Genomic DNA, 21246 nt, shown 5'->3' on the forward strand with positions numbered 1-21246 from the left:
AAGAAACCACCGCCCCCATACCTGCCTCTCAGGTATGGGGGTTACTCCTTTTTACCTGCTCAATAATGGCCCTTTTCCCGCATAACGTTATCAGCGCGCTCTTGGGCGATAGAAAGGGCTTTTTTTATCGAGCGCCGCCCGTCTAGCACCTCGAAAATTTCATTACCTGCAATGCTGATGAGCTCGGTAATGCCCGGAACCGGCGGACGTGGCCACGCCTGCAAAACATCCTGTTTCGCCATATCATCGACAATCGTAATCAACGGCGACAGCGCGGACACTTCCGGGTCTTGGCTAACGCTAAAACGTGGCGTGACCAAGCTACCGTTCATGATGTAGAGCTTAGACATATTGGGCGACGTGAGGTGTTTTAACGCCGTCCACACGGCTTCCACTCGCTCTTTGGATAAGTTGGCAGGTATCGCCAGCGCATACCCACCAATGGGCGTAATCGCCCTGCCGTGATTGCCCACCGGATGTGATAAATACCCGGTATTGCCGTATGCCGGTGATCGCTTATCGAACTCGATCAAGGGGGCTAGTAGCGTATAGCAGTAAGCCATGCACGACTCGCCCGAGGCATAGGACTGCGCCCGTTCATACCAAGACATATTGAGAATATTCGGCGGGGAGTATTTGAGAATATCCAGCATATACTCGCAGGCTCGGTAAGCGGCATCTGATTGAAACATGGGGCGCAGCTGCTCACCGCTGGCGTTTTGAAAATCGAAGCCGCCTGCATGTAGCGGTAGATCTACTATCGGTTGCCCAAATTTAGCCATCAGAAAGCTAAACGTATGCCCCAGCGGCGTGCCACGGGCGGCGTTCCAAGCGATGCCGTATCGCCCCTTGGCAGGGTCGTGCAACTGCCGTGCGACTTTTACCAAAGCCTCGGTGGTGCTGGGGGGCGTTAACTGCGCTGCGGCCAAAATATCCTTGCGATAACAGAGCAGTTCAGGGGTGGTTTGCACAGGTATGCCGTACTGGCAACCCGCATAGCCGGCGCTTTGGATCGCCATCGGGTGGAAGTCAGAAAGATCGTAGCCATCGCGCTGGATGAGCGCGTCTAACGGCATCAAAACGCCCTGCGAAACCAAGTCGCCAAACCAGGGCAAGTCGCAGGCCACAATGTCGTAGCGGGATTTCGCTAAACGGGCATTATCGAGAATATCATCCAGCAAGTTATCAATGGAGCGTGCTTTATTGCGAATTTCCAGACCGAAAATGGACTCTAGCTGCCGTTTTAAATTATGCATCGCCATAAAGGTAGGGTCCGCATGCGCCAGCACACGTAAGCCCCCTTTCAGCTCCAGCCGCGCGGAGAGCACAGCGGGTGTCGAGATCACCTGCTGAGACGCTGACGTGCCTAAAAATATCTTGCTGCCAGACTCTGAGGCGGGGTCGATCCCAAACAGCGGGCCCAGCAGGCCTTTAATGCGCTCCGCGTAGCTTTCCCACTCTTCTATCATCTGTGGGGAAGGATGCAGCGAGACGGTTTTTCCGGTCTTTGTGCGTGGGCGCGAAATCAGAAGGCCGCGCTGCATAATGCTTTCAATACCGCGCTTGGCGGTGCCGTAGGTCAGCCCTGAGGCATCCGCCAGCGAGGTAGGCGTGGTTAATCGGCCCGCCAGATGATTGCGCATCACGTGCAGCAACATCCGCATCTCACGATACCCCAGCGACATCGAGAGCGTGGATTCAGTCTCGTTTTCAAACTTCTCAATGAACTCGATGAAGCGCGCTAACTCGGTGTTCGAGATTTTAGAAACGGGCGTTTGCGATAGCTTGTCGTAAGGCCCTTCAGGATGCGTATCGTCAAACATAGTCAGCCCACTCGCCTCTTTTTCATGGTGGCTTTAACTTACTCCATCGATGATCAAGCGGATACCTAACAAAATGAGTAGGCAAAGAATCACCCGGAAAAACAGCTCCCCATCCATCCGTCGCTGAATGATTAACCCTAACTGGATGCCCAGCCATGCCACCGGCATCAACAGCAGTGCGATGGTGAGATTATCGAACGTCACCAAGCCGAGCAGCGTATAGGGCACCAGCTTCACTAAGTTGGTGATCGCAAGAAACACAACCGCAGTGCCTAAAAACTGCTGCTTGGTGAGTTGGCACTGCAGCAAGTAAAAATTCAGCGGTGGGCCGCCCGCATGGGCAATAAAGCTGGTAAACCCGGCGATTCCTCCACACAGACGCCCCACCCAAGTGGGCAGCAGTCGTCCGCGCAGCGGTTTAAGCAGCCCCCACAGGCCAAACAGCACGGAAAAAATACCCAGCAGCAGTGTCAGCAGCGCCTCATCAAACCAGCCATAGGTGAAGTAGCCCACCGCAACGCCCAATATCGCAGGCGGAAACATCAGCCATAACAAACGATCCACCCGCTGTCGCCACCAGGCTTTTAGGCTAAACACGTCCATGACAATCAGCAGCGGAAGCATCACCGCCACCGCAAAGGTGGGGCTTGCCTTTAGCGAGATCAGCGGTACAGCGACCACTCCCACCCCACCCGCAAACCCTGATTTAGAAATCCCCGTCAGTAACACGGCCACGATCATCAGTGCCACAAATACCCAATCAAATGCCATCAGAACACCCCTTTCAGATTGCGCCTTTACGCCGTGCCACACACGCAGAAAAAAGGGCCATGACAGGCACGGCCCCTTTTCGGTAAGTCAACCAATATGCGTGCGTATGGCGTACTTACAGTACGGTGCACACTTCATCGAAGGAGAAGCGGTCGCCACGCGGGAACAAGGCGCTGGCATCGCCATAGCCTAAGTTGCACAGGAAGTTGCTCTTCACTTTTCCATCGGGGAAGAACTCTTCATCCACCGCGGCGTTGTTGAAGCCCGACATAGGGCCTGCATCCAAGCCAAGCGCACGGGCCGCTAAAATCAAATAGCCGCCTTGAATCGAGCTGTTGCGGAACGCCGTGGAGTGAATGAAGTCTGGCTTGCCTTCAAACAGCGATTTGGCATCTTTGTTATGGGCAAACATGCGCGGCAGGTGCTCGTAAAACTCGGTATCAAAGCCCAGCACTGCCACCACCGGTGCCTTCATGGTTTTTTCCTGGTTGCCCGGTAATAGAGCAGGCTTCAGGCGCTCTTTCGCCGCATCGGTGGTCAGAAAGATAATCCGCGTTGGCTGGCAATTCATCGAGGTAGGGCCGTAATGCATCAGGCTATACAGTTCGCGCAGCGTTTCCTCGCTCACCTCTCGATCCTGCCAAACGTTATGGGTACGCGCTTCTGTGAATAGGGTGGCTATCGCTGCTTGGTTAATCGTTGTCATGGTGTTGCCTCTTTCGGTTTAACCCGCTCAGTAGGAGCCAGGCGTTCAGGGTGAGTCGTTCAGGCCGTCTTTAAGCCGAAATCGTATTGAAAATAGCGGTATGAGGTGTCCATCTGCCGACCATCGGGCGCTAGCCCCGCGGGCATTTGAATGAACTCCTTCACTAGGGAATCTTTCACGCCAAATACCGCGTCAGAATCAAGGTAAGGGTCGTCTTCCGCGAAGATTTGGGTCACCAGGGTTTCGTAGCCTGGGGCCATCAGCATGAAGTGCACATGGGCGGGGCGATAAGGATGACGGCCTGTAATTTCAAGCATTTTGCCAACCGGCCCATCGGTAGGAATGGGATAAGGAGACGGCGTTACCGTCCAGAAGGCGTAGCGGCCCTGGCGGTCGGTATGAAAGCGAGCGCGCAGCGTAGCGCCTTCAAGTTCAGGCTTCTGGACGTCATAAAAGCCTTCGCTGTCTGATTGCCAAACATCGATGGCGACATTTGCCAAGGGTTTGCCATGGGCGTCTTGTACGTAACCTTCGATGAACAGGGGCTCCCCTTCCACGCCCCAGTTAATGGCGTCGCCCTGGTTGGCTTGGGGAGGGTCTGCGACGTAAAACGGCCCCAACACGGTGCTTTCGGTGATTTTAGGGTCGCTGCTGGCGTGATTAATCGCATCCACCAGCATGGTGACGCCCAGGGTATCTGATAGCAGGATGAATTCCTGGCGTTCGTCGTCGCACATTTGCCCGGCTCGGGTGAGAAACTCAATCGCCTGAGTCCACTCTTTCTCGGTGGGCTTCACCTCGCGTAGATAGGCATGCAGGTGTTTGACCAAGCCATTCAGCAGCGTTTTCAGCCGTTCATCTTCACAACGTGAAAACTCATCCATCACGGCGGCAGTAATATTATCAGTGGTGAGATTACGCATGTGTGTGGCCTCCCTGCGTGACGGGCGAAGGTTCACCCAACCCTGACAGGCGCTCGGTATGATGAACGGTGGCGATATAGTCATCGTTGCCGTGCCCGGTGGCGATAAGGGCGGTGTAGGCTTCGCGCATTTGCGCTGCTAGCGGGGTCGAGACCCCAGTGCCGTGGGCGCAGTCGAGGATAAGATCAAGATCTTTGGCCATCTGCGCGGCGGAAAACGTCGAGGTAAAATCCCGCGCTAACAGGGGCGGTACCTTGTACTTCACCATGGGTGAGCCCACCGCGCTGTCAGAGATCAGCTCCAGCATAGCGTCCCACTCAATATTGCCTTTACGCGCCAGTGTCAGCGCTTCACTCATCATCCCGGCACTGACGGCAATCATCAGGTTGATGGCCAGTTTGGCCACCCGGGCCTGCTCTTCATCGCCCAGCCAGTACTGCGCTTTGGTAAACGCTACAAACACGGGCTTGGCCGCTTCCAGCGCTTCCCGTGGGCCAGAGACCATCGCGGAAAGCGTGCCCGCCTCTGCCGCAACGGGGTTACCGGATACCGGGCTGCGCAGATAGACCACACCGTGAGCCGTTGCCGCCTCGGCCACTCGCGTAGAGGCTTCCACGCTCACCGTGCTTGTCTCAATTAAGGTGCTTCCGGGCATCATGTGGCTAATCAGCTCGCCAGCCTCAAGGCACAGGCTGATCAATGCGCGGTCATCGGGAATCGACACAAACACTAAGTCGCAACCGGCCACGGCCTCTGCCAGCGTTTGATGAGGCGTCACCCCGATCTCTGCGGCGAGAGCAAGGCGGTCCGCCGACAGATCAAAGCCTTGAACAGGGGTTCCGGCTTGAACAATTCGGGCGGCCATTGGCAAACCCAGTTTACCCAAGCCTACCCATGCCACTTTTGGGGTCGTTGAAGGCGTTGCAGAAGCGGTTGTCATGGGGTGACCTCCTGTGTTGATTGCGCTTCACGCGCCAGCAGTTCGGCGTGAATACGGTGGCCAGACTTGGCCAGCTCAGCGATACCCTGCTGAGTCTCCATGAGCAGACGGCCGCCACGTTTTTTGAACTGCCCGGCCACCATCACGCTGTCGACGTTGGCAAGGCTGGTTTGCATGACCACCGTAGAAACTGGGTCGTTCACCGGCTGCATGTTGAGCTGATTGCTATCCAGCAGCACTATGTCGGCCTGCTTACCCGGCGTGAGGCTGCCAATACGGTCATCAAGACCCAGTGCTTTTGCCCCATCGAGGGTGATCCAGCCCAGCGCTTCCCGAGTGGTAATGGTGGAGGTATCGGGGATCTTGCCCTGCTCACGGCGGGAGGCGTCGTTATCAAGAGCGCGCTGCATCCCCAGCGCTGCCCGGGCGACGCTGAACATATCTCCAGAGAGCACCGATTCGAGATCCACACCCAAAGACACCACGCCGCCGTTTTGACGAACCAGCCCAGTCACCGGGAAACCGTGGCCTTGGGTCATCTCGTTTTCAGGGGCAATGGAGAACGTCACGCCGCTTGCGCAGAACCGGGACATTTGGCCTTCGTCCAAACTTTGGCCATGCACAATGTTGATATCGGGGCTCAGTAAGCCACGCGCTTCCACTTCATCCCAGGCACCGGGGGCCACGGCCTCACCGCCGCCCTGGTGCATGGAGGCGACCAGGCCAAACTCTTTGGCCAAAGCAAAGTCCTGCAGCGTCACCTCTAGGGTTGAGTAGTGAGGGCCGAGAATAGCCATGCCCAAGGTGACGAGCCCTTCTGGGTTTGCCAGCTCGCCGTTTAATAAGCGCTCTATCTCATGACGAGGATGAGGAATTTCACTAAAGTGCGGCTGACCAGGTTTAGGGTCAGGTTTTGGGGAGCCATGCAGAAACAGCGCGCGAATGCCCGATTCCTTTAGCCCTTTCACAGCGGCGTCAGTATGTTCCGGGGTCGGGTTGTTATGGCACCAATCACCTAACGTGGTGGTACCGCAATTAAGCTGGTTTATCGCGCCCATCCGGGTAGCAATGTAGATATCCTCGGGCGTAAATAGCGCCGCGAGGCCACGGTGAACATGGCGAAAATACTCCAGCAGCGTCCAATTGGCGGCAACGCCGCGCAGGCCGGTTTGCCAGGTATGCATATGGGCATTCACCAACCCGGGAATCAGGATACCGCCGCCGCAGTCGATTACCTCGGCTGCGTGTGCCTTGGGGTGATCGGTCAGGTCATGCCCCACGGCGACGATACGATCACCCTCGATCAGTACCTGGCCATCGCTCAGTTCGCCCAACTGCGGGTCCATGGTGACAATCGTGGCGTTAACAAACAGCGTGCTCATAGGCCACCTCCACTCTCCGCCTGGGGCCGTTTCCCCGACTGAGCATCACTGAGCAAACGGTGGATACCCTTCGCTTCCACATCGCGTGGGTTCCAGTAAGGGTTGCGGGTTGCAATCTCTGTGGCCCGTACCACATCGTCTACGCTAAAGCCTAGTTCGGAGAGTGCGCTTGGGGCTCCGACAGCACGCCCTAAATCGTAAAGGCCAGCCGCTGCGTCGTCACAGCCCAGCGCACGCCCAATACGCGCCATCGCTTCCGGCACCGCTGGCGCGTTATAGGCCAGCGCATAAGGCAGCACAATGGTGTGCGTTTCCGCATGGGGAAGGTTAAAAGAGCCGCCGAGGGTATGGCACAGCTTGTGATGCAGCGACATGCCCACCGAACCCAGGCAAGTGCCGCACAGCCAAGCGCCGTAGAGCGCATCAGAACGCGCTTCAATATGGGCGGGTTCGTTGGCAATTACCGGCAGGCTTCGCGCCAGCGCCGCAATCCCCTCTTCTGCCATCAGCGCAATCACCGGATTGCAGTCACGGGCATAAAGCGCCTCAACGGCATGGGCAATTGCGTTAATGCCGCTGGTGCCCGACATCACCGCAGGCAGCGTTAAGGTCAGGTCAACGTCGTAAATGACCGTTTCCGGTAGTACGTCCAGGGTGCGCTGGGTGGTTTTGATGCCGTCGCTTGTTTCACCCAGGATCGGCGTCATTTCCGAGCCCGCGTAGGTGGTGGGTATCGCGATCTGAGGTAAGCCAGTACGTAAGGCAATGGCTTTACCCAAGCCAATCGTTGAACCGCCACCGATGGCCACCGTGCAGTCTACGCTGAGCTCTTTAACTACCTGCAGGGCATGTTTGGTCACCTCAACGGGCGTATGCATCACGGCATCTGCATAAACGCCGATGCCCTTATCGCCTAGAAGTTCTAGTACGCGGCTTGCTTGCTCGTGCTGCTGAGGCGTGGCTAACACCAGGGCGCGTGAGCAGCCGAGATGTTCAAGCTCTTCTCTCAGCTGAGCCAGGGTACCTTGGCCAAATACCACCCGGGATGGCAGGCCATCATAAACAAAAGGTTGCATAAAACATTCCTTAGTCGTTTGAAGTGGGCTGTGTGCTCGCTACCCTCTACCTGCTAGCGGGCACACTTATCGCAGCAGGTGAGCTAGCTCGCCTGCGCCTGCTTTCCCATACCGGTAATGGCTTGCACCAGCGCGTCCTCACTGACGTTGTCACCATCAAACTCCGCGGTGACGCGGCCGTCGTACATCGCAATAATGCGGTTACTCAGGCCCAGCACTTCGGGCATCTCTGACGAGATCACCAACACGGCGTAGCCGGATTTGGCTAAGTCTTTGACGAGGGTGTGGATTTCAGATTTAGAACCGACATCAATACCCCGCGTTGGCTCATCGAGGATGAGCAATTTAGGCTGGGTATGCAGCCACTTGCCGATGACGATCTTCTGCTGATTACCGCCGCTTAAATTGCCGACTTTTTGGCGCCAGCTGGGGGTTTTGATTTTCATGGCTTGGTGATACTTGTCGTAGACTTCGCGCTCTTTCGCACTGGTCATAAAGCCTAATGACGACACGCTAGAGAGGCTTGCCAATGTCATATTGTCACGACAGTTCATGCCCAGAATCAGGCCCTGATCTTTGCGGTCTTCCGGTACTAATGCGACGCCGCTCATCACCGCATCGTGGGAGTTACGAAAATTCACCACCTCACCATCAAGCACGACGTCACCAGCCGAAGGCTTACGCAGGCCAAAGATAGTTTCGGCCACCTCTGAGCGCCCTGCGCCGACCAAACCATACATGCCAACAATCTCGCCCTTGCGAACGTTAAAGCTGACATCTTCAAAAACACGCTTAACTGACAGGTGGCGCACTTCCAGCATGTTGTCGCCGAAATCCGTGGGCTTGCTGGCATGATCAAGCGTTAGGCTGCGGCCGATCATCATCCGCGTGATTTCATCTTCGTTGGTATCTGCGGTGTTGACCGTGCCGGTGTACTCGCCGTCTCGCAGCACTGAAATGCGGTGTGATAGATGGAAAATCTCATCCATGCGGTGGGAGATATACACAATGCCCACGCCCTGCTCACATAACGAATTGATCACGTCGTAGAGCACCGGCTTTTCGTGGTCGGTGAGCGATGCCGTCGGCTCGTCAAACACAACAACCTGCGGAGTAAAGGCAAGCGCCCTGCCAATTTCCACCATCTGCTTTTTGGCAATCGATAGCGAGCCCACTAGATCGTCATGCTGAAAACCGCACTTAAGCCGCTCAAGAATCTTATTGGTATCCTCACGCAGTTTTCGCCAATCCACGCGATTGAACGACTTTCTGGGCAGACTGCCGAGAAAGATGTTTTCGGCCACCGTCATTTCAGAGACCAACGACTGCTCCTGATGGATCAGTACGACCCCCGCGCGTTTGGCATGCTTAGGATTCTCGAAGGCCATTTCCTGGCCGCCTAGAATAATCTTGCCTTCGTTGGCCTGGTGCTTACCGGCCAGCACTTTCATCAGGGTCGATTTGCCAGCCCCGTTCTCACCCAGCAAGGCATGCACCTCACCAGGGCGAACGTCAAAATCAACGTTGTTGAGCGCGACCACTCCGGGGAATCGTTTCGTGATGCCTTTAAGTTCCAGGATGGGTGCCGCATCGATGGGCTGACGTGATTGCGGTGAAGAGGCGTTCATATCCGCACCTCCTTGGCCGAGGGTGCATTAAGCTTCTTATCAATGATCAGAACAGAGATGAGAATCGCGCCGAGAATAACGAGTACGTAAAAAGCGGGCACCTGCATTAAGTTCATACCGTTGCGCAGAATACCGATGGCCAGTACGCCGCCTAGTGTACCGACAATGCTGCCGTAACCACCGGTCAACTTCGTGCCGCCCAGCACTACCGCCGTGATCACCCAAAGCTCATAGTCTCGGCCTAGATTAGGCGTGGCCGCCCCCATTTGGCTGGCAAGCAGGACACCCGCGAGTGCCGCGAAAAACCCTACGATGATGAAGTTGATCATCATGTGTCGGCCTAGGCGGATACCCGCATCAATCGATGCTTCAGGGTTGCCGCCTACGGCAAAGGTGTTGCGGCCATGGCTGGTACGCGTCAGCACTAGATGCATGATTAGTGCACAAATCAGAAAGATGATGGCCAAGACGGGAACCGGCCCGATCGTGCTCGTGCCGAAGTCGGCGAACGCAAAGTTCATGGCGAAGAAAGACTGCTCACCGGTGTATAGAAAGATTAAGCCACGCACACCCAGCATGGCTCCTAGCGTTACGATGAACGCGTTAACACCGGTTTTCCAAACAACAAAGCCATTGAGGGCTCCCAGCAAAATACCTGAGACTAACGCGGCTAGAATGGCCAGCGTCATGCTAATTGCCTGCAAACCCACTGCCAGAGAAGCGGAAAGCCCCAGTATCGCGCCCACCGACAAATCGATGTTGCCGTTAATCATCACGAAGGTCATGCCTAGGGCTATCAGGCCTATCGTTGAGGTCTGCACCAGAATATTGCTGATATTCCCAAATGACAGGAAGTACTCAGACATAACGCTAAAGAAGATAAAGAGCGCGATAACGAATACCCAGATCGGCTGTATTTTCGCTCTACCACGGAAGAACCCTTTCATTGATGTCATCTTGCATTCCTCCGCGTTATGAGTGGCTCGTAAACAAGCGCTTACGTTTGTTAGCGAGGTCCAGCCATACGGCCAGAATGATAATTACCCAGGTCACGATCCACTGGATGTAATAGGGGTAGCCCATCAACAAAAGGCCATTTTGGATAAAGCCTAGGATCAACACGCCAATCACCGTTTTCCAGATACTGCCTGCACCGCCTAGCAAGCTTGTGCCGCCAAGGATGATGCCGGCCAACACCAGTAACTCGTATCCCTGCCCCACGTTGTTTTGCGAGCCCATGACCCGCGAGCCAAGCACCAGAGCGGCGCACGCCACACAGAAAGCAGAGATCAAATATGTGCTGAATACACACCAGTTTTTACGAATTCCAGAGTAAACGGCGGCCATCGGGTTACCGCCGACGGCAAAGATACGTCGCCCATATCCGGTGTAAGACATCACTACTTGAATCAAGATAGCCAGCAGTCCAAACATCAGAACAGGCACCGCAATACCCCCCACAAACCCACGGCCAAAGAAGGCAAACCAGGTATTCTCTTGATTGGCAATATCGACGTTCTGGCCGCCGCTATAAATCAGCACAAACCCTTGTATGGCTGACAGCATAGCCAGCGTCACAATCAGCGAGTTGAGTCGTAGAAAACCAATCAAAAACCCGTTAACGGCACCGATCATCAAGGTCAGCGCGAACATCAACAGAATGGCGTTAGTGGGGCCAATTTTGTCATGTAGATCAACCACCAGGACGGTGGAGAACGACAGCATTGAGCCAACAGAAAGATCTAAGTTGCCACCAATAATGACCACGGTGACACCCACCGCGATAATGCCAATAATGGATGCCTGGCGGACAACGGTCATAATGTTTGACTGAGAGAGGAACTGCTCAGAAAAAAACGAAAAAACGAACATGCCGATCAGGAAAAAAATGAGAATGCCCTGAGCCGATAAAAAACTCAGCACACCTGCTTTGCTCAGCTTTCCTAACGGCACTACAACCTTTGTTTGTTCTGTGGAAGCCATGCTATTCACCTGTAAAAAATCACCTAGGGAGGCACCTATGAAGGTGACGATGCACGATGTCTATCGTCACACTGGCGGTGCCTCCCAGCGCAGGAAGCCTGCATTCAGGTTCGCACCCCATCGGTATTGAGTTGTCTTCACATCATCAATACTGGGTAATACGCCCTACCTTCAGAAAACCGGGCGATCAAACTCTTCAAGGTTTTCTGCGGTGATTTTCGGGGTGTCAAAGAAGTTCATTTTCGGAAGATCTTCGCCCGCTAACACATCCAGTGCGGTTTGCAGCGCGGCTTCTGCATCATCCACCGGGGATTGGTAGATAGAGCCATAATATTCACCGCGTGCAATCGCGTCGTAGCCAACAGCGAAGTTTGTGGCTCCAATAAAGATAATTCCGTCTGCACGCCCCGCGCCTTTAGCGGCATTTAAAGCGCCTACGCCCATGTTGTCGTCGCCAGAATACACACCGTCGATATGGTCATATTTCGTTAGAAAATCTTCCATTACCCGCTGGGCACGCTCACGGTTCCAGTTACCGGGCTGTGTTTCCAACAGTTCGACACCTGGGCAAGCTTCAGCCAGTCGATCCTCAAACCCACCTGCACGTTCCATGGCCGTGGTGTAGCCAGGCTGGCCGGAAATCTGAACAATTTGACCCTCGCCCCCCAAGGCATCGCACATCATTTCAGCAGAGGAAATGCCCTGCTGAACGTTGTCCGGCCCAGAGAAAGCAGCAATAAACTCCATGCCTGCTTCAGCGATTTTAGAGTTGGTCACGATGACAGGAATGCCAGCACTATGAGCTTGGCGAATAGCGGGAATAACCGCTTGGCCATTGGTAGGCCAAATAATGATGGCGTCGACACGCTGCTGGATAAGGTCTTGCATTTGACCAATCTGTCGGGCCACATCGCCACCGGCGTCCAGCACCACGACATCCACATTACCTTCACGCTCTGCAGCGGCTTCAAACGCGCTTTCATACGTCGTCTGATAACTATCGACACCCACGTTGTTTTGAGTAATACCTATACGATAAGGGCCTTCGGCGTGCGCTGTCGCAATCGACATCAATGTGACCGATGCAGCAATAGCGGTTTTATTGAACATTTTGTTTCTCCTAGCGTTTTTATTAATTGTTGTTGGCTTACAGACTCGTAAGGCTGTGTTCGGAGCTTACTGCCCGGCTTTGTTAAGGCACAACGCGACCACACCACAGAAATGACCAATTTGGTTTTTTTATGCGCTTCGTTCCGTATACCGCCAAGGATGGCTAATAGCCACGACACTATAGACAACCCTTGTACACACCACCCACTTTGGGTTAATAGTTAATAACCACGCTAACTTCCTATCTCCACACGGCGGGCCTTACCGGGACGCGCTTCACTCCACAGCGCATTAATTGCATTAAAAACAAAAGGATAGCCAACATGCAACATGATCAAAGCTCAACCCCTGTACGCAGAAGCGTTGTGGTTCAAGAGTTTACCAACAGCGTATTAGACCCCAACGCCCCGATGCTGGGGCCGGTGGAGAGTGGCGGCACCATCATCGCGAACACGGCCCCCGGCTGCTGGGGGCCGATGATTACGCCCCGTTTGCGTGGCGGGCATGAAGTGACCACGCCTGTGTTTATCGAGGGTGCAGAAGTAGGCGACGGCGTGGCGATACGGATACGCGAGATTACCGTGACCTCGATTGCGACAGCCTCTGGCCACGATAGCTCACCGGAAGGCTTCTGCCTGGGCGACCCCTACGTGGCAGCGCGCTGCCCTACCTGCGACACCGTGTGGCCTGAAACGCACATTGAAGGTATCGGGCAAGACGCGGTGAAATGTGATGTGTGCAACAACCCCGTCAAGCCTTTCGAGATTGTGCATGGCTATACCGTCACGTTTGACGACACGCGCACCGTTGGCCTCACCGTGCCTAGCGATGTCGCCGCCACATTTGCACAGCGTGCTGATCACTATTCAGCGCTACCCGACGGCAGCAAGCAGCACTCGATTCTTAACTATGCACCTTCTGATATGCCGGGCACGCTCATTCGCACACGCCCGTTTATGGGCCAGCTAGGTACGTGCCCTTCCATGCCGATGCCGGATAGCCACAACGCCGGAGATTTCGGCGCGTTTTTGGTAGGCGCGCCCCATGAGTACGCGATCACGCCCGAGCAGTTAGCGGAGCACAAAACCGATGGTCATATGGACATTGATGCCGTACGTGCAGGCGCCATTTTGATTGCGCCAGTCAAAGTGCGAGGCGCGGGCGTCTATATGGGCGATATGCACGCAGGCCAAGGCGATGGTGAAATTGCCGGGCACACCATGGACGTTGCCGGCAGCGTTACCCTGCAGGTGGAAGTCGTCAAACACTACCCGTTAGATGGCCCGGTACTCTTTCCCCTACTGGAAGATTTGCCACCTCTAGCCAAACCGTTCAGCGCCTCGGAAAAGGCCAAGGGGCAACGGCTTGCGGAAAAATGGGGCGTTTCTCATATCGAGCCGCTAGCGCCTATTTCGGTAGTCGGCACTGCCGCCACCCTGAACGACGCCATCGAAAACGGCCTGGAACGGGCAGCCAAACTGCTGAAGGTGAGCGTGGCGGAGATCCGCAACCGAGCCACCGTTAACGGTGCCATTGAAATTGGCCGGGCACCGGGGGTTATTCAGGTGACGTTTTTAGCGCCTCTAGCCAAGCTTGATGAGGTAGGGCTGGGGGATTATGCCAGGGAGCAATATGATTTGTAGGTTCGCTGGTTAAAGCTACTGGCCCGCAACGAGCTGCCCCTTTCTAATGGGCAGCTCGTTTTCTTTTGTGCTCACACGCCTTACTTCTACTCGCTCTTCCTGCAGGCGAAGTCTCTCGATTGACAGGCAGTGCTCAACAGGCCAACTGGCTCATTTGCATAAAACAGAGGTGCATACGTAGTAGTGCCTTGCCAGACAGCATGGTAGTTTTCATGAACACTTATATAAAAAGAAGAAGGAAAAACGGCATGTCTCGAGTGACCCTAGGTGTAGCAACCGCCTTAACATCATTGATGTTCGCCCTTCCCGCCTATTCCGACTCCCCACTGCGGCTAGCGGTTGACGTTCCCTTTGAGCCTTTTCAATATCGCTTGCCCGACGGCACGTTGACTGGCTTTGAGGTCGAGCTGGGCGAAGAGGTATGTCGACGCATTGAGCGTGAGTGTGAATGGGTCGAGCAAGGTTGGGATGGCATCATTCCTGGGTTGCTGGCACGCAAATACGACGCGATCGTCTCCTCCATGGCAATTACCGATGCACGTCGAGAACAAGTGCTTTTCTCTGAGCCTTACTACAGTAATCCCAGTGTGTGGGTGACTCAGGTAGGCAAAGAGATTGATATTGAAGACCAAGACGCACTTGAAGGCTTATCGGTAGGCGTACAGCGCGGCACTATTCGTGATGCCTACATCACCGATACCTACGGCGACTTGGTGGATGTGCGCCGCTATGCAACCGGCGAAGACTTAGCGGTCGACGTTCATTCAGGCCGCCTAGACGCAGCCTTTATGTATTACCCGCTGGCGCTGTCATCACTTCGGGTTAACCAGGACGGCAGCAATGTAGTGACTAGCTCACCGCTAATACGTGAACCCAAAAGCTATTTCGGCCACGGCGTAGCCGCTGCTTTCCACCCACGTAACGAGGCTTTAGCAGAGCAGTTCAATGAGGCGCTACGTGAGATTAAGGAAGACGGGACTTACGACGAGCTTATGAACAAGTACGTGGATTACGATATTAAGATTTAAGGGTGATGACGCAACTTTTCTTTAGCTCACTTGCGTATGAGGCAGCAGAAATGCTGCCTTTTGCTTTTATACTAATTAAACATGTTGCGAGGTGTTAGCCCGCAGGCGCTTGATGGGTCAGGTCATGGAAATTGATGCCTGTGGCTTTAATCACCGCCGTCATGGTGCGAAGTGTTGGGTTACCTTTAGGTGATAAAGCGCGGTATAGGCTTTCACGAGACACTTTGGCACGCTCTGCCACCAGTGCCATACCACCCTGCGCTTCAACGACATGGCGTAGTGCCATCAGGAACGCTGATTCTCCACCGTCCTCATCAAGCTCATCAAAGGCGGTGCGCAAGTAATCCAACGCCATACTAGGGTCATTACGAAGCATTTCAATGACCGCTTCATCATGGCTTCTCATGGCGTGCCCTCCTCTTGTGGTCGGCCAAAAACGCTTTAGCCTGCTCAATATCAGCTTGCTGGCGTTGTTTGGTGCCGCCTACTAGCAGCATTACCAAGCGTGTGCCTACCTTGGCGTAGTAGACACGGTAGCCTGGCCCATAAGCAATGCGTAGTTCCCATACCCCATCACCTACCGTCTTGGTATCCCCAGCATTACCCGCTGCCAGCCTATTAAGGCGAGTCAAAACTCGCATAGCGGCTTGACGATCTTTTGCTTTGGTAGCATCTAACCAAGCTTGAAACGGGTCATGACCATCAGCGGTAAGGTAATGAGTAAGTTCAGTCATAGCACTAGCGTAGCTTAAAAGCTACAGACTAAACATGTAGTGGATATATCTCAACGAAAAAAGCCCCTGACGAATCAGGGGCTTTTCGAGATAAGTGGCGGAGGGACAGGGATTCGAACCCTGGATAGGCTATTAACCTATGCCGGTTTTCAAGACCGGTGCATTCAACCGCTCTGCCATCCCTCCGGCTTATGGATGCGTATAATAACAGCTTCCCCTTGTAAGTCAACGCCTTTTGAATAAATTAGTAGAGCCTTAAGCCTACGCGGGTTATCTCGCCGCCTTCCATTTCGCTGACGACCCAATGGATGCCGTGCCAATCCACGTCGTCGCCCACTACGGGGTGCCCGCCTACCCTCAGCGAGACAAACTCTGCCAGTGTCATATCCTGCTCGCCGGGGCTTAGGGTTAAGCCATAGGCCTGGGCGATATCCTGCATCTGCGCGCTGCCATCTAAGGTGAAAGTACCGAAGAAGGCGCGCTCTTGTTTGAGCTTAGCGTCGCCATTGAACAGGCGGTTGAGCGCGACAAGATCTTCCGTGCGGCCAATCACGCAAATCACATCACCTAGCTTCAAGCGCGTGCTGCCTTTGGGGTGCAGCATGACGTGATTGCGGAACAGCGCCGAAATCAGCGCGCCAGAGGGGAAGCGCAGGAGACGAATGGGAACGTCTTCAAGGTCTTCGTTTTCCACCACGTACACGAACATCTCGAAGTCGTTATCCGGCAGAATGCCCAGCGGGCCTCGGCGGTTGGGCGTGGTGCCTACCGGCACTTCAACCCTTAGCCAGCGGGCCATCAGCGTAAGCGAGCCACCCTGAATCAGCAGCGACATCAGCACCACCGCAAAAGCCACGTTGAAGTAGAGCGAGGCGTTTTCGACCCCCCCAATTAAAGGAAAAATCGCCAATACAATCGGCACTGCCCCGCGTAGGCCTACCCAGGCAATAAAGAAAGTTTCTCGCCAGCGAAATTTAAAGAAGGGTTTAATGGTAATCAGCACCGCGAGCGGGCGCGCAACGAAAATCAGCGCCAGTGCCACAAACCCGGCGGGTAAGGCTACCTCCCATAACTGGCTGGGGGTAACCAGCAGGCCTAACACTAAGAAGAGCCCTATCTGGCTGAGCCACGCTAGCCCATCGTGTACCGGCAGAATAAAGTTAAGGTGCCGCCCGGGCTGGTTACCAATCATCAAACCCGCTAAATAGATTGCCAGGAAACCGCTGCCACCCAGCACGCTGGTTAATCCAAACACGCTAAACCCAAGCGCCAGTGCCAGCATGGCGTAGAGGCCAGGGGCTAAATCCAGCCAGCGCAGCAGTTTGGCGCTCAACCAGCCGCCGCCTATCCCTACGGCTAGGCCAATACCAAACTGAGAAATAAAGAACAGCAGGGTTTCGGTAATACCACCGATATCCCCTACCAGCAGCTCTACCAGCATCAATGTTAAGAAAATTGCCATCGGGTCGTTGGTGCCCGATTCAATTTCAAGCGTGGCCCCTACCCGCTCGTTGAGGTTCACACCTCTGCCGCTAAGCATGGAAAAAACGGCGGCGGCATCGGTAGAGCCCACAATCGCCCCGACCAGCAACCCCTGCACCAACGTGAGGTCAAAGACCCACATGGCGATCACGCCCACTATGGCGCTGGTGATAAAGACGCCAAAGGTGGCCAGCGAAAGGGCCGGACGAAAGCCAACACGGAAGGTTTTAAGACGCGTGCGTAAACCACCATCCAGCAGAATCATGGCCAGCGCTAGGTGGCCGATGGTAAATGCCATGGAGTAGTCGTCGAACTCGACGCCCAGCAGGCCCTCTTCGCCCGCTAGCATGCCAAGGCCCAAGAAAATCAGCAGCAGCGGTACGCCCATCATGGAAGAAAGGCGGCTCGCTAATATGCTGAGCGCCATCAAGGAACCACCTACTAGGAAGAACGTATAAATTGCGTCCATGTCTCTCCGTCTCTACATCAATGCCGTTCTATTATTGCATGCCAGTGCTGAATTTACTGAGCGTGTTCACTTGGTTTGTGTAAAGGGTTTATGCAAGGGGCTAGCCAGGTGCTTTGCCTGAAAGCTAAACTCCGCCGTCATACCATCGGGAGTTGAGGTTATGTTGAACGCTTTTTTGCGTGGCCGTTCATTGCTAGCACTGTCATTGGTCTTTCTTTTATTATTTTCATTTTCAGCGACTTACGCAAACGAAGAGCGTGAAGCAGATATCCCCGAAACGCCTCTCTCTTTACAAAGCGATGTGACAGTTCCTGAAGGGTTATGGGCTACTGACGACAACAGCGTGCCTGAAGAGCTGGAAGAAGCGCCTAGTATGGGGGTGATTCCCCCGCCGCCCCTTGACCCACCGCCGCTCAAACAGCTCACGCTGATGCTGGATTGGTACTTAAGCCCTCAGCATGCTGCCCTTGTTGTAGCGAAAGAGCGTGGTTTATTCGCCGCCCAAGGCCTTGAAATCGAGCTGTTAACACCTGCCGACCCCTCCATTGCGATTAAGCTGCTGGCGGCTGGAGAAGTGGATTTAGCGCTCACCCGTCAGCCACTGCTGCATTTACATGCCCACGACGGCACGCCGATCACACGCATCGCCACACTCATTGAAACGCCGCTCAATGCGGTCATTGTGGCAGGCGAAGCCCCACCACCGGCAGCCGTTGAGGATACCCTGGCGGATTTGCACTACGGTTTTTCCACCCGTGAGGGGCGCGACATGTTGGCAGGACAACTCCTGCCCCTCTCGGTGCGTCAGGTAGATGACTTTGTGCCCCCTGAAAGCGTGCATTTTGATGCCGCCGATGCACTACGTTCGAGCAGAGTCGACGCCGTCACGGACGGTTTTTTCCATACGTTGCCCCAACAGCTCGCTTCCGATGGCATCGTTACCCATACCGTGCGCTATAGCGATATCGATATCCCACGCCACGATGGCCTCATTTTATTGGCTAACAGCGACTCAATGATCCGTCGGGCGACTACTTGGTCGAGGGTGTTGATTGCGTTAGAAGAGGCTAGCAATTGGATGATTGAGAACCCTGAAGACGCGTGGTCGCTACTAATAACGACACACCCAGTGCTAGACAACCCCATCAACCAGAGCACGTGGGGCGACCTACTCCGCCGCGTTGCATTAAGCCCTGCAGCACTAGACGAGCGGCGCTATGCAGCGTTTGAAAGCTACCTGCAAAACGCAGGCGTGACGACCACCAGCCTTCCCGTGGCACGTTTAGCAGTGAACCCCCATTTATTAATAGAACGCTAAAACGCCGCGTATTAAACGACGCACGACCTATCAACGCGCTGGAGCAGCATGCACGATACCCCGTTAGTGTTTATCGATGTGGAAACGACCGGCACCCGTGCCACCCGAGATCGCATTACCGAAATTGCAGCACTTAAGGTGGTAGAGGGAGAAGTCGTTGAGCGGTTTGTGAGCTTGGTGCATCCAGGCATCAACGTCCCCGCACACATCAGCCAGTTAACCGGAATTTATGACGATATGCTGGCCGACGCCCCTGATTTTTCAGCCATCGCTGAGGAGCTGCACGACTGGCTAGGCAGCGCCTGCTTGGTGGCGCACAACGCCCGGTTCGATGCCAGCTTTCTGCGCAACGAATTTAAGCGTGCCGGCTATACCTACCGGCCCCACCTGATATGCACTTTGCGTGTTTCACGACGCTTACACCCCACGCTGCCTAAGCATAATCTTGCCGCGCTACTCGCCCATTTTGATATACCACGCGCGCGCCAACATCGGGCAGAAGATGACGCAACGGCACTATGGAGGTTGTGGCAGGCGTGGCAAACCAAGTATGAGCCAGCGCACTGGAAAGCAGCGCTGGCCGAGGAGCAGCGTCACCGTAGCCTGCCTGCGCACCTCTCTAGCGAGCAGTTAGCTGATTTGCCAAGTGCCCCGGGCGTGTATCTCTTTTATGGCCATAACCGATTGCCGCTTTACGTGGGCAAAAGCATCAATCTACGCAGCCGAGTGTTAGGGCATTTTCAGCGTGATCATCAAGATGACAAAGAGATGCGGCTAGCGCAGCAGATCCAGCACATTGAGTGGGAAGAGACCGCCGGAGATTTAAGCGCGCAGCTGCGGGAAGCGCAGCTCGTAAAAACGCTTATGCCGATTATGAACCGGCAGTTGCGCCGCCAAGGCAGCTTAAAAACGTGGTATTGGCCAAGCGACACAGCTTGCCCCACGCTGGTGAGCGGTAAAGCCATCAGCCAGCCCCAGCCGGGCAAGCTGTTTGGGCTATTTAGAAGTGCCAAAGAAGCAAAAGAGGCGCTGCGGAGCATAGCGGAAGAGTATCAACTCTGCCCACAGGTATTGGGCTTAGAGAAAGGCAAGGGCCGCTGCTTTGCCCACCAGTTGGGCAAGTGCCGAGGAGCATGTTGCCAGCGAGAGCAGCTTGACGAGCACACACAGCGTGCACAGCAGGCGCTTGCCAAGCTACAGGTAAGCGCATGGCCTTGGCCCGGCAGAATCGTGGTGCGTGAAAAAAGCCGCAAAGGTGGACCGGTAGCGCACCACGTCGTCGACCATTGGTGCTACTTGGGCAGCGCGGCCACCAAACGGCGCGCCCAAGCGCTAAAAGGCGACGCGCCGCAGTTTGATGTAGATACCTACCGCATACTGAACCGGTTTTTAAACGCTCCAGAACAGCATCAGCTTACGATTGCGCCGCTATAAACGCATCGATGGCCTGCTGGAACGCATCGGGCTGATCTGCATGTAGCCAATGGCCAGCATTTTTCAGCGTCACCAGCCGCGCTCGCGGCAGCACTTCACGCAGCGCGGGCAGCATTTCGTCACTCACGTAGTGAGACTCGGCACCGCGCAGTACGAGCGTCGCCCCTTCATACGGAGCGTCACCATCGGGCTTCCCGATAATGGCTTCATAGCCGCGCTGGATTTCATCCAGACCAACCCGAACATCCATAACACCGTGCTCGTTACGCACGAGATTAGTTGCTAAAAAGAGCCTTGTAGGACGCGAGTCGACGTGTTCTGCGAGCAAGGCATCTGCTTCGCGGCGGTTGGTGGGTTTGCCTTCACGCACCTGTTCCAAAGCGGCAAACACATCGTCATGACCATGTTGATAGGCCACAGGGGCAATATCCGCCACCATTAACGAAAGGCAGCGCTGTGACGCTTGGCGCGCCAGCGTTATCGCCACTTTGCCGCCCATGGAGTGGCCTAAAATGTGCGCTTGCTCAATACCTAGTTTATCCAGCACGGCCAGCACATCCTGGCTCATGGCACTGTAGCTCATGCCTTCTGCGTGTGGGGAGCGGCCATGATTACGCAGGTCCACCGCCACTACCCGACGCTTGCGCTGCCACACTTTCAAATGCGAGCGCCAGTTATCGGCGCTGCCGAGCAGGCCATGAATCACCACAAGCGGCTGGCTATCGGCATCGGCTTCCGCCTCGGCAGGCAAATCCATCGCATAGAGATCCACAGGGGCATGGTCGGTCATGCTAAT

19 protein-coding genes and 1 tRNA gene are annotated in these 21246 nt (G+C 55.0%); 4 read left to right on the forward strand and 16 right to left on the reverse strand.

Annotation, left to right across the window (positions count from 1 at the left end; all coding sequences use genetic code 11):
• Window positions 1-59: 59 nt before the first annotated feature.
• The 11 genes from IEW65_RS07015 to IEW65_RS07065 form a co-directional block, all read right to left on the reverse strand.
• Entirely contained in the window at window positions 60-1823 is a 1764-nt protein-coding gene (locus IEW65_RS07015; RefSeq protein ID WP_188638764.1) for an ABC transporter substrate-binding protein, read from the reverse strand.
• A gap of 33 nt (window positions 1824-1856) precedes the next feature.
• Window positions 1857-2594, reverse strand: coding sequence for a sulfite exporter TauE/SafE family protein (locus IEW65_RS07020; RefSeq protein ID WP_188638765.1), 738 nt, complete (start codon window positions 2592-2594; stop codon window positions 1857-1859).
• A gap of 115 nt (window positions 2595-2709) precedes the next feature.
• Window positions 2710-3300 (reverse strand): malonic semialdehyde reductase, encoded by a 591-nt coding sequence (locus IEW65_RS07025; protein WP_188638766.1) that lies wholly within the window; start codon window positions 3298-3300, stop codon window positions 2710-2712.
• A 59-nt stretch (window positions 3301-3359) separates the two neighbouring features.
• A complete protein-coding gene (locus IEW65_RS07030; RefSeq protein WP_188638767.1) occupies window positions 3360-4223 on the reverse strand; it encodes an intradiol ring-cleavage dioxygenase in 864 nt (287 codons plus the stop codon).
• Window positions 4216-5163 (reverse strand): NAD(P)-dependent oxidoreductase, encoded by a 948-nt coding sequence (locus tag IEW65_RS07035; RefSeq protein WP_188638768.1) that lies wholly within the window; start codon window positions 5161-5163, stop codon window positions 4216-4218. Before IEW65_RS07035 ends, IEW65_RS07030 begins: the two co-directional genes overlap by 8 nt.
• Window positions 5160-6545 carry an amidohydrolase family protein gene (locus IEW65_RS07040; protein ID WP_188638769.1) on the reverse strand — a complete coding sequence of 462 codons (1386 nt, stop codon included), beginning with the start codon at window positions 6543-6545 and terminating at the stop codon, window positions 5160-5162. The genes IEW65_RS07035 and IEW65_RS07040 overlap by 4 nt, the downstream gene beginning before the upstream one ends.
• A complete protein-coding gene (locus tag IEW65_RS07045; protein WP_188638770.1) occupies window positions 6542-7621 on the reverse strand; it encodes a maleylacetate reductase in 1080 nt (359 codons plus the stop codon). The genes IEW65_RS07040 and IEW65_RS07045 overlap by 4 nt, the downstream gene beginning before the upstream one ends.
• An 83-nt stretch (window positions 7622-7704) precedes the next feature.
• Window positions 7705-9249: a sugar ABC transporter ATP-binding protein gene (locus tag IEW65_RS07050; protein WP_188638771.1), complete on the reverse strand. Its 1545-nt coding sequence runs from the start codon at window positions 9247-9249 to the stop codon at window positions 7705-7707.
• The gene (locus IEW65_RS07055) at window positions 9246-10205 is read right to left on the reverse strand and encodes an ABC transporter permease (protein WP_188638772.1); all 960 of its coding nucleotides are present in this window, start codon (window positions 10203-10205) and stop codon (window positions 9246-9248) included. The genes IEW65_RS07050 and IEW65_RS07055 overlap by 4 nt, the downstream gene beginning before the upstream one ends.
• 16 nt (window positions 10206-10221) lie before the next feature.
• The gene (locus IEW65_RS07060) at window positions 10222-11232 is read right to left on the reverse strand and encodes an ABC transporter permease (RefSeq protein WP_188638773.1); all 1011 of its coding nucleotides are present in this window, start codon (window positions 11230-11232) and stop codon (window positions 10222-10224) included.
• Window positions 11233-11403: 171 nt separating this feature from the next.
• A complete protein-coding gene (locus IEW65_RS07065) occupies window positions 11404-12342 on the reverse strand; it encodes a sugar ABC transporter substrate-binding protein (RefSeq protein WP_188638774.1) in 939 nt (312 codons plus the stop codon).
• Between the two features lie 323 nt (window positions 12343-12665).
• Between IEW65_RS07065 and IEW65_RS07070 the strand changes: the two genes are divergently transcribed.
• Both IEW65_RS07070 and IEW65_RS07075 read left to right on the forward strand, forming a co-directional pair.
• Window positions 12666-13985: an acetamidase/formamidase family protein gene (locus tag IEW65_RS07070; protein WP_188638775.1), complete on the forward strand. Its 1320-nt coding sequence runs from the start codon at window positions 12666-12668 to the stop codon at window positions 13983-13985.
• A gap of 248 nt (window positions 13986-14233) precedes the next feature.
• Window positions 14234-15013: a transporter substrate-binding domain-containing protein gene (locus tag IEW65_RS07075; protein ID WP_188638776.1), complete on the forward strand. Its 780-nt coding sequence runs from the start codon at window positions 14234-14236 to the stop codon at window positions 15011-15013.
• Window positions 15014-15107: 94 nt separating this feature from the next.
• Here the strand turns inward: IEW65_RS07075 and IEW65_RS07080 are convergent, their stop codons facing one another.
• The 4 genes from IEW65_RS07080 to IEW65_RS07095 all read right to left on the reverse strand — a co-directional run bounded on the left by IEW65_RS07080 (window position 15108) and on the right by IEW65_RS07095 (window position 17698).
• The gene (locus IEW65_RS07080) at window positions 15108-15419 is read right to left on the reverse strand and encodes an addiction module antidote protein (RefSeq protein WP_188638777.1); all 312 of its coding nucleotides are present in this window, start codon (window positions 15417-15419) and stop codon (window positions 15108-15110) included.
• Window positions 15406-15747 carry a type II toxin-antitoxin system RelE/ParE family toxin gene (locus IEW65_RS07085; protein ID WP_188638778.1) on the reverse strand — a complete coding sequence of 114 codons (342 nt, stop codon included), beginning with the start codon at window positions 15745-15747 and terminating at the stop codon, window positions 15406-15408. Before IEW65_RS07085 ends, IEW65_RS07080 begins: the two co-directional genes overlap by 14 nt.
• 95 nt (window positions 15748-15842) lie before the next feature.
• Window positions 15843-15933: transfer RNA gene (locus tag IEW65_RS07090), tRNA-Ser, on the reverse strand.
• Window positions 15934-15991: 58 nt separating this feature from the next.
• Window positions 15992-17698, reverse strand: a complete 1707-nt coding sequence (locus IEW65_RS07095; protein ID WP_188638779.1) for a potassium/proton antiporter — start codon at window positions 17696-17698, stop codon at window positions 15992-15994.
• 160 nt (window positions 17699-17858) lie between these two features.
• Between IEW65_RS07095 and IEW65_RS07100 the strand changes: the two genes are divergently transcribed.
• Together IEW65_RS07100 and IEW65_RS07105 are read left to right on the forward strand one after the other, a co-directional pair.
• Window positions 17859-19016: an ABC transporter substrate-binding protein gene (locus tag IEW65_RS07100; protein WP_188638780.1), complete on the forward strand. Its 1158-nt coding sequence runs from the start codon at window positions 17859-17861 to the stop codon at window positions 19014-19016.
• A gap of 48 nt (window positions 19017-19064) precedes the next feature.
• On the forward strand, window positions 19065-20450 hold the full coding sequence (locus IEW65_RS07105; RefSeq protein WP_188638781.1) for a 3'-5' exonuclease family protein: 1386 nt from the start codon (window positions 19065-19067) through the stop codon (window positions 20448-20450).
• On the opposite strand, the gene IEW65_RS07110 is transcribed toward IEW65_RS07105, so the two are convergent.
• Window positions 20431-21240: an alpha/beta fold hydrolase gene (locus IEW65_RS07110; protein WP_188638782.1), complete on the reverse strand. Its 810-nt coding sequence runs from the start codon at window positions 21238-21240 to the stop codon at window positions 20431-20433. The genes IEW65_RS07105 and IEW65_RS07110 overlap by 20 nt on opposite strands.
• Window positions 21241-21246 lie beyond the last annotated feature (6 nt).

This window comes from Vreelandella lutescens (assembly GCF_014640815.1).
In the GTDB taxonomy this organism is placed as follows: domain Bacteria; phylum Pseudomonadota; class Gammaproteobacteria; order Pseudomonadales; family Halomonadaceae; genus Vreelandella; species Vreelandella lutescens.

What these genes read in the sequence shown, in the direction of transcription:
- IEW65_RS07015 (WP_188638764.1), bottom strand. Translation starts at nt 1,823, where the DNA reads ATGTTTGACGATACGCATCCTGAAGGGCCTTACGACAAGCTATCGCAA.
- IEW65_RS07020 (WP_188638765.1), bottom strand. Translation starts at nt 2,594, where the DNA reads ATGGCATTTGATTGGGTATTTGTGGCACTGATGATCGTGGCCGTGTTA.
- IEW65_RS07025 (WP_188638766.1), bottom strand. Translation starts at nt 3,300, where the DNA reads ATGACAACGATTAACCAAGCAGCGATAGCCACCCTATTCACAGAAGCG.
- IEW65_RS07030 (WP_188638767.1), bottom strand. Translation starts at nt 4,223, where the DNA reads ATGCGTAATCTCACCACTGATAATATTACTGCCGCCGTGATGGATGAG.
- IEW65_RS07035 (WP_188638768.1), bottom strand. Translation starts at nt 5,163, where the DNA reads ATGACAACCGCTTCTGCAACGCCTTCAACGACCCCAAAAGTGGCATGG.
- IEW65_RS07040 (WP_188638769.1), bottom strand. Translation starts at nt 6,545, where the DNA reads ATGAGCACGCTGTTTGTTAACGCCACGATTGTCACCATGGACCCGCAG.
- IEW65_RS07045 (WP_188638770.1), bottom strand. Translation starts at nt 7,621, where the DNA reads ATGCAACCTTTTGTTTATGATGGCCTGCCATCCCGGGTGGTATTTGGC.
- IEW65_RS07050 (WP_188638771.1), bottom strand. Translation starts at nt 9,249, where the DNA reads ATGAACGCCTCTTCACCGCAATCACGTCAGCCCATCGATGCGGCACCC.
- IEW65_RS07055 (WP_188638772.1), bottom strand. Translation starts at nt 10,205, where the DNA reads ATGACATCAATGAAAGGGTTCTTCCGTGGTAGAGCGAAAATACAGCCG.
- IEW65_RS07060 (WP_188638773.1), bottom strand. Translation starts at nt 11,232, where the DNA reads ATGGCTTCCACAGAACAAACAAAGGTTGTAGTGCCGTTAGGAAAGCTG.
- IEW65_RS07065 (WP_188638774.1), bottom strand. Translation starts at nt 12,342, where the DNA reads ATGTTCAATAAAACCGCTATTGCTGCATCGGTCACATTGATGTCGATT.
- IEW65_RS07070 (WP_188638775.1), top strand. Translation starts at nt 12,666, where the DNA reads ATGCAACATGATCAAAGCTCAACCCCTGTACGCAGAAGCGTTGTGGTT.
- IEW65_RS07075 (WP_188638776.1), top strand. Translation starts at nt 14,234, where the DNA reads ATGTCTCGAGTGACCCTAGGTGTAGCAACCGCCTTAACATCATTGATG.
- IEW65_RS07080 (WP_188638777.1), bottom strand. Translation starts at nt 15,419, where the DNA reads ATGAGAAGCCATGATGAAGCGGTCATTGAAATGCTTCGTAATGACCCT.
- IEW65_RS07085 (WP_188638778.1), bottom strand. Translation starts at nt 15,747, where the DNA reads ATGACTGAACTTACTCATTACCTTACCGCTGATGGTCATGACCCGTTT.
- IEW65_RS07095 (WP_188638779.1), bottom strand. Translation starts at nt 17,698, where the DNA reads ATGGACGCAATTTATACGTTCTTCCTAGTAGGTGGTTCCTTGATGGCG.
- IEW65_RS07100 (WP_188638780.1), top strand. Translation starts at nt 17,859, where the DNA reads ATGTTGAACGCTTTTTTGCGTGGCCGTTCATTGCTAGCACTGTCATTG.
- IEW65_RS07105 (WP_188638781.1), top strand. Translation starts at nt 19,065, where the DNA reads ATGCACGATACCCCGTTAGTGTTTATCGATGTGGAAACGACCGGCACC.
- IEW65_RS07110 (WP_188638782.1), bottom strand. Translation starts at nt 21,240, where the DNA reads ATGACCGACCATGCCCCTGTGGATCTCTATGCGATGGATTTGCCTGCC.